This window comes from Okeania sp. SIO2B3, assembly GCF_010672525.1.
Lineage (GTDB): Bacteria > Cyanobacteriota > Cyanobacteriia > Cyanobacteriales > Microcoleaceae > Okeania.
Genome location: NZ_JAAHGH010000189.1, coordinates 1 through 6,483, shown reverse-complemented (window position 1 = coordinate 6,483; position 6,483 = coordinate 1). Strand labels below are relative to the sequence as shown.

General features: G+C 37.4%; 5 protein-coding genes and 2 pseudogenes. 6 read left to right on the top strand and 1 reads right to left on the bottom strand.

What is annotated here, in order from left to right; genetic code table 11:
* Positions 1 to 125: 125 nt before the first annotated feature.
* The 3 genes and pseudogenes from F6K15_RS37120 to F6K15_RS37110 all read left to right on the top strand — a co-directional run.
* A pseudogene (locus F6K15_RS37120) lies at positions 126 to 272 on the top strand (transposase); the annotation flags it as partial.
* Positions 273 to 336: 64 nt separating this feature from the next.
* Positions 337 to 873 (top strand): annotated as a pseudogene (locus tag F6K15_RS37115) (RNA-guided endonuclease InsQ/TnpB family protein); the annotation flags it as partial.
* A 352-nt stretch (positions 874 to 1,225) separates the two neighbouring features.
* The gene (locus F6K15_RS37110) at positions 1,226 to 1,711 is read left to right on the top strand and encodes an allophycocyanin subunit alpha-B (RefSeq protein WP_293071026.1); all 486 of its coding nucleotides are present in this window, start codon (positions 1,226 to 1,228) and stop codon (positions 1,709 to 1,711) included.
* Positions 1,712 to 2,155: 444 nt separating this feature from the next.
* Here F6K15_RS37110 and F6K15_RS37105 read toward each other — a convergent pair whose 3' ends face one another.
* The gene (locus tag F6K15_RS37105; RefSeq protein WP_363269525.1) at positions 2,156 to 2,983 is read right to left on the bottom strand and encodes an undecaprenyl-diphosphate phosphatase; all 828 of its coding nucleotides are present in this window, start codon (positions 2,981 to 2,983) and stop codon (positions 2,156 to 2,158) included.
* A 353-nt stretch (positions 2,984 to 3,336) separates the two neighbouring features.
* Between F6K15_RS37105 and F6K15_RS37100 the strand changes: the two genes are divergently transcribed.
* The 3 genes from F6K15_RS37100 to F6K15_RS37090 all read left to right on the top strand — a co-directional run.
* Entirely contained in the window at positions 3,337 to 4,065 is a 729-nt protein-coding gene (locus F6K15_RS37100) for a DUF3120 domain-containing protein (RefSeq protein WP_363269523.1), read from the top strand.
* Positions 4,066 to 4,218: 153 nt separating this feature from the next.
* On the top strand, positions 4,219 to 5,232 hold the full coding sequence (locus F6K15_RS37095) for an adenylate/guanylate cyclase domain-containing protein (protein ID WP_293071023.1): 1,014 nt from the start codon (positions 4,219 to 4,221) through the stop codon (positions 5,230 to 5,232).
* A gap of 470 nt (positions 5,233 to 5,702) precedes the next feature.
* Positions 5,703 to 6,483: transposase (locus F6K15_RS37090; RefSeq protein WP_293071021.1), on the top strand; the 781-nt coding region annotated here is incomplete at its 3' end.

The following is a 6,483-nucleotide window of genomic DNA, read 5'->3' as shown; positions in this document are numbered from 1 at the left end:
ATTTAGACGCTTAAGTAAAGATTATGAGGTGTATTCAGATATAAGTGAAGCCATGATTTATGGCTCTTTAATTCACCTTATGGTTAGGCGACTAGCTAACTTAAGATTTACTTTATAAATCAGCTCTTAGAACGGAGTTTCCAGAACAAATCAACAAAGCTTATTTCAAAGCTGTTTTTTGGAGTGAATCATACTTTATTGCTAGCTGTGGTGGTGTAAGTGTTTCAGTGCTAAAAAAATACATAGAAAATCAGGACGAACCACATAAATAACGCCCGGCTTTCCCATCCCTCCGCTCCCCCGAAGGAGAGCGCGGGACTTCCCGCCGGGGGAGTTAAAGCCAAGAATAAATTAGGTAGAGCACATCTAAAGGTTTCACGCAGACGTAACGACTGGGTTTGTAAGTTAGCTCAGTGCGTCATACAGTCTAACGACTTGGTAGCGATAGAAAACCTACGGGTGCGTAACATGATTAAAAACCACAAGCTAGCAAAATCAATAGCAGATGCAGCATGGTACAGATTTAGAGAATGGTTAGAATATTTTGGCAGTATTTATGGGATACCTGTAATTGCAGTAGAACCTGCTTATACATCTCAAAACTTTTCTAACTGCGGTGAAACTGTTGTCAAAACTCTCAGCACCAGAACTCATCAATGTCCACATTGTGGTTATGAAGTAGATAGGGACGTTAGCGTAGCTCCTCCGTAGGAGGCAAATGCTGCAATTAATATCCTCCAAGCAGCACTAAAACAATTATTAACTACCCTGGGGCACAGGGAAAGTCACGCCTCCGGAGAGAACGACCTCTGCTTGCTTGAGGAAACTCAGGCAAGTAAGTTGACTCGACGAAAGAGGAAAGTCTCACAGTGATGTGGGAATCTCCGTCGCTTAAGCACGGAGAGGATGTCAATTGCCAAGATTAATTATTTCAAATCGCCTATAATTTTTTATTAAAAATCATTAATTTAGCAAAATCATTTTAGTCATTAATTAAAGGTAATGAAAATTTTTTTCTACCTTTCTAAATTCCCGACTCCTAACTCCTAACTCCTGACTCCTGACTCCTGACTCCTAACTCCTGACTCCTGACTCCTGACTCCTAATTAATATCCACTATTCAACAATACCAATAAATCTCTCAAATTAAATCACTCAAATTTGATGACTGAGAAAGGTCGTCAATAGCTAAAATGAAATATAATTCTGAAATTTTTTGATAATTATGAGTGTAGTTAGCCAAGTTATTCTCAAAGCAGACGATGAATTACGTTACCCCAGTAGTGGGGAACTTCAAGCCATAAATACTTTTTTAAAAACAGGCGAGCAGCGCGTGCGTATTGCTAGCGTGCTTTCTGAAAATGAGAAAAAAATTGTGGACAAAGCTAGTCAAGAGTTGTGGCGCAGGCGTCCAGATTTTATTGCCCCTGGTGGTAATGCTTTTGGTCAACGTGAGCGTGCTTTGTGCCTCCGGGATTATGGTTGGTACTTGCGTTTGATTACTTATGGAGTACTAGCTGGTGATAAAGATCCAATTGAAAGTATTGGTTTGATTGGTGTTCGGGAAATGTACAACTCATTGGGTGTACCTGTTCCTGGAATGGTAGAGTCAATCCGTTGTTTGAAGGAAGCTTCTCTTGCTTTACTTGATGATGAAGATGTTCAGGAAGCTGCTCCTTACTTTGACTATATCATTCAGGCCATGTCTTAAAAAGCTTTTCCTGACGGAATGCTCCGCAAACAGCAGTTCAGCAATCAGCGGTCAGCTTTTTAGAAGGGGATTTAAACCCCTCCTAAAATTAAATGACTTGCTCGCGTGTCGGGGATGTTTGACCCAAGCTTGGACGTTCCTGAATGCTCCACAAACAGATACTTAATTCTATGCACAAATTTTTAGGCTAATAGCTGATAGCTAATAGCTGATAGCTAGTTAAGTTTTTTTTGTTTTTTGTAGCTTTCATTCCCATCTAAGAAACTCTTGGATGGGTTCAATTTTTATAGTAGAAATTTCCTCCAAAACAGAGAGTAGGGGGAAAGAATTGATAACTTTTATTAGCAAACTGTTACATTTTCCCGATCCATTATTTCCAAATTTCAGTCCTTTCCTCTTCCTTCCTTCTTCCTTCTTCCTTCTTCCTTCTTCCCTCTTCCCTCTTCAAATTACACCACCAGCGATCGCCACTAAAATTAATACCCCAAAAGCTAATCTATACCAAACAAATATCCATGTATCTTTAGTTTGTAAGTATTTAATCAACCAAGCAATTGCTATGTAAGAAAAAATTATTGCGGATATAATTCCAGCAATAGTAGGTACTAAACCCACACCCCCAAAACCTTCATCCAATAGAGTCTTCAGTTCAACTAAACCTGCTAAAGTAATCGCTGGAAGACCCAATAAAAAAGAAAATTTTGCTGCTGTAGCCCTTTCTAATCCCATAAATAGGCCACCTGTAATAGTTGAGCCAGAGCGAGATACTCCGGGGACTAATGCCAATGCTTGAGCTAATCCCATGAGTATGCCATCTTTAATATCTAGTTGCTCAAAATTACGTTTTCGAGTGCCAATTTTCTCTGCTATTCCTAATAATAAAGCCATAACTATTGAAGCAATAGCGATCGCCACTGTACTGCGCAAGACCGAGTTATCAAAATCTGGAACAAATATTTTGATTAGTAAGCCAAAAAATACTATTGGTATGGTTCCCAGTGCTATTCCAACTGCCATGCGGAAATCTGGAGACTGGTAGTCGGATGTGACTATAGATTTATATGCACCGACCGCAATCTTTGTCAAGTCCTGCCAAAAATACCAAACAACTGAAAAAATACTGCCCAATTGAATCACAGCGGTAAAAGCCACACCAGGGTCTCCCCAACCCAGGGCGACAGGAACAATCTTGAGGTGAGCTGTACTACTAATGGGTAAAAATTCTGTTAACCCTTGTACCATACCTAGAATAACTGCTTGAAAAATATTCATTTGTGAGAGCTGCTCGGAGGTGGAAGTGGGGTCCAAAGGTAATGACTGGCCTACTTTTTCTAGAGAGATAAAAATTAGGGCGCTGACAATGACAGCAAATAAGAATTTCATTCAGTAGGGTTTTTAGTACAACTATGGCTTGATTATAGCATCAGAAGTATTGCCACTTTTTTGAGTTTTCACTCCTCAAAACTCTTTAATTTATAGGATTTTTGTTTATTATTAACTCTTCCTAAAAAATCCCCTAGGAGGGGATAAAATAGCTATTATTATAAAAATGCCCCAGGAGGGGATAATAAATATGTATGATATATTAAATTACATAAAGTTAAGTAAAAAATATTAAAAAAACCTTGTTGAATAATACTTTATTTGCTAGAGTCACAATGCTTTACCCAGAAAAATTGGGGACAAATTCATTTTTCTTTTTTTCTGAAAAAATTAGAATCAGCCAAAAATGGGCTGTGTTTTGTACTGCCGTATTTCTAGTGTCAGTGCCAGTATTTTTTCAAGCTCCAATGGTACGTCAACTACCTTGGTTAAGTTTGGCGATGACAGGTTTCTGGTTATGGCTAAGTTTAAAACTACTTAAAGATAGAGATACCCATATATGGGGCGATCTATTATTGGGATTTACTTGGAGTTGGTTAACAGGCTCAATATACTGGGGTTGGCTACGACAAGAACCACTCCTCCATTTACCAGTTGAGGCGATATGTGTACCTTTTGCTTTATGGTGTTTGGCACACAAAAGAGAAATGATAGGTAACTGTTTTTACCTTGGTTCTCTACTAGGTACAGCAGTTACAGACGGATACTTCTACATAACTGGCCTTATTCCTTATTGGCGACGATTAATGATAGTTGAACCAGATATGGCCTTAGAAGTATTCCAAGATGCTTTAACTCAAGTACGTACTTCCTGGGGAATAATTTGGATATTTGTTTTAGTGGGAATTCTATTGCTTTTTGGTCTTGTACCTTTGCAATCAAGAAAGTTATACTTTTGGGCGTTTGGAGCAGCAGTATTAAGTACAATTTTAGTGGACAGTATATTTCTATTAGCTGCTTGTTTAGCCTAATATAAGTAAGATAGTCAGAGGGGGTGCAGTAGAAGAAGAACTCAGTAATAATCCTGTAGAAACCTATGCTATTTTAGGGGCAATCAGTTTATTACTGATATATTTAGTGCTTAACCAAAAGAGAATTCACACAAGTTTAGAGCTTGTGTTACCATGAGTGCCACTGTCGTGACTTTGCAACCTCCTCATATACTCCTTCGTACCGAAGCAGGCGATCGCTACCTACCTCTAGTAGGAAATAATTGTTGGACTATTGGTAGAGGTAGAGATAACACTTTTGTCCTGACTGATAAATGGATATCCCGCAACCATGCAATGATACAGCAGATGGACAAAGGAGATTTTTATCTGATAGATTTAGGCAGTCGTAATGGCTCTTTCGTAAATAGTCGTCGTGTTAGTATTCCTGTAATTTTAAAGGATTCTGATCGTTTACTATTTGGTCAAACAGAACTAGAATTTAACTGTCCAGACCTAGTAATAGATACAGAGTCGAGTATAAGTGGTGATTCTCAAGATTTTACAGCTACCTTGCATGTTCGTCGTCTAATATCAGTTATGGTAATGGATATCCGAGATTTTACAGTGTTGACTAGAAAACTGGACGAGAGAGTATTGTCTGAAGTGATTGGTAGTTGGTTTAGGCAAGCAGGGGATATTATCAGGAAGAATGGAAGTTGGGTGGATAAATATATTGGTGATGCGATTATGGCTGTTTGGTTTCATGGGGCTGAGGGAGTTAATAGTGCAGAAATGATTCGTATTTTTCAAGCTCTCAAAGATTTATATGAAGTAACAAGAGAATTAAGTAGGACATACCCTTTACCGTTTCCTTTAAGAGTAGGAGCAGGAATAAATACAGGTTATGCAATGGTGAGTAATGCTGGTAGTAGTGAACGCTCGGACTATACTGCTTTGGGAGATACTGTAAATGCAGCATTTCGCCTAGAATCATCTACTAAAGAAATTGGTATGGATATTGCTTTGGGAGAAGGTACTTATCAATATATTTGCGATTTAGAAAATGTGCATCAAATATTTAAGCAGTATCAAGTAAATCTGAAAGGCTATGATAGTCCAACTATTACTTATGGTGGTACTTTTAATAATCTCAACACTTTTTTGGGCAAAAAATTGTTCTCTGCAAAAAATCAAAATCTGTTTTAGATCAAATCAAGCATAGCTTTTCACAGATACATTTCACGGTTTTTTAATCCATTATAGATAGATATGATTCGTCAGGCAAAAGCTGAGATTGTAGATGTGCCAAATTTATAAACTCAAGAAAAAACTTTATAGTTTAATATTGCACAAGACTTCTTAGAATGGGACATATCAGCCGATCATTAACATCAAAAGTCTTGGAATTAACTGCAACACAGCATGATAAGATAACTGAGGGAAAAAGCAAAAGTAGCTGTATGCTAAACTCAACCTTCTATAAAAATCATAATGTAGCTGCTGCAAAAGTAATTGGAAATAGAGGGTTAATAACTGTGGGGCTAACTACTGAAGCCGAATAATTGGACAAAGTTGGAAAAATCTTAATAAATCTTGAAAACCTGCTGATTATCTGCTACTGTATCTTAAACCCTTCTAAATTATTAAATACTTTTTTTCATGGTTTACCAGTTCCAATGAAATCCTTTAAAACTAAGTTAAAACTTAACAATTACCAAAAAACAATACTTGCCAAACACGCAGGAGTTGCACGTCATGCCTATAATTGGGGATTAGCAACTTGCATAAAAGAGTACGAAGAAACTAAAAAACGCCCCAGCGCCATCACCCTGCATAAGCGTTTAGTAGCCGAAGTCAAATCAATTAATCCCTGGTACTATGAGGTATCTAAATGTGCCCCACAACAAGCATTAAGAGATTTAGAAAGGGCATTTAAAAACTTTTTAACTATTCCTAAACGTGGTTTTCCGGTCTTTAAGAAAAAAGGTAGAAAAGACAGTTTTTATTTAGAAGGTAGTATTAAGATTATTCAAGGGAACTACATACAATTACCCAGAATAGGAGTAGTAAAAACTTATGAAATCTTACCGAATTGCAGAGTAAAAAATGTGAGAATATCAAAACGTGCAGATAGTTGGTACATCAGTTTTAAATATAATTTTGAACAAGATCCAAAAGAAAAAGTAGGAGAAACTATAGGTGTAGACATAGGCATAAATATATTAGCAACCTGTTCTGATGGCAGTAAATTTGCTAATGTCAAAGCCTATAGACAAGCCAAAAAACAATTAGTTCGTCATCAACGTGCAGTTAGCAAAAAAGTTATTGGTTCCAAAAACAGACGCAAAGCAGTAAAAAAACTAGCAAAGGTTCACAAGAAAGTCGCCGATATTAGAGCAGACGCACTACATAAACTCACAACATGGTTAGCTAAAAACCACAGCACCATAGTAATTG

What these genes read in the sequence shown, in the direction of transcription:
- F6K15_RS37105 (WP_363269525.1), bottom strand. Translation starts at nt 2,983, where the DNA reads ATGAATATTTTTCAAGCAGTTATTCTAGGTATGGTACAAGGGTTAACA.
- F6K15_RS37095 (WP_293071023.1), top strand. Translation starts at nt 4,219, where the DNA reads ATGAGTGCCACTGTCGTGACTTTGCAACCTCCTCATATACTCCTTCGT.
- F6K15_RS37110 (WP_293071026.1), top strand. Translation starts at nt 1,226, where the DNA reads ATGAGTGTAGTTAGCCAAGTTATTCTCAAAGCAGACGATGAATTACGT.